The sequence below is a fragment of the Streptomyces durbertensis genome (assembly GCF_014156695.1).
In the GTDB taxonomy this organism is placed as follows: domain Bacteria; phylum Actinomycetota; class Actinomycetes; order Streptomycetales; family Streptomycetaceae; genus Streptomyces; species Streptomyces durbertensis.
This window is the reverse complement of the sequence record NZ_WMLF01000891.1, coordinates 1-733: the sequence shown is the minus strand read 5'-3', so window position 1 is coordinate 733 and position 733 is coordinate 1. Positions and strand designations below refer to the sequence as shown.

Here is a 733-nt window from a genome sequence, read left to right as displayed (position 1 = left end):
CCCGCCCATCGACCGTCCGAGCCGCACCACCGGGCACCGGCCCCCACCCTCGTCGCCGTCGCCCACGGCTCACGCGACCCCGCCGCCCGCCGGACGGTGACCGCCCTGCTCGATGTCGTCCGTGCCCAGCGGCCCGGGCTGCGCGTACGCCTCGGCCATCTGGAAATCGACGAGCCCCTGCTCGGCGACACCCTCGCCGCGCTGCCGGCCGGCGAGGTCGTGCTCGTGCCGCTGCTCTTCGGCCGCGGCTACCACACCCGCCACGACATCCCGTCCGTCGCCCGGGCCGCCCGCGGGCACCACTGCCACCTGGCCGCCCCGCTCGGCCCCGACCCGCTGCTCGCCGAAGCCCTCGCCGACCGGCTCGCCACCGCCGGCGCCGCGGACGCCGACGGCGTCGTGCTGGCCGCCGCCGGGTCCCGCGACCCCCGGTCCGCCGCCGACGCCGAAGCCACCACCCGACTGCTCTCCACCCGACTGGGCGGTGTCCCGGTGCTGCCCGGCTACGCCTCCGCCGCCGACCCCGACATCCCCGGCGCGCTCGACCGCCTGGCCGCACTCGGCTGCCGCCGCCCCGCGGTGGCCTCCTACTTCACGGCCCCCGGCCACTTCGCGACCCGCTGTGCCCGGGCCGCCGCCCCGCACCCGGTCTCGGCGCCGCTCGGCGACCACCCGGCGCTCGCCCGCCTTGTCCTCCACCGCTACGACCAGGCCCGCAGCCGCGCCCTGACCC

General features: G+C 79.7%; 1 protein-coding gene. It reads left to right on the top strand.

The genetic code is table 11. From position 1 onward, the window contains the following. Positions 1 to 733 (top strand): sirohydrochlorin chelatase (locus GL263_RS27515; protein ID WP_182858432.1); only part of this gene is annotated, 733 nt, incomplete at both ends.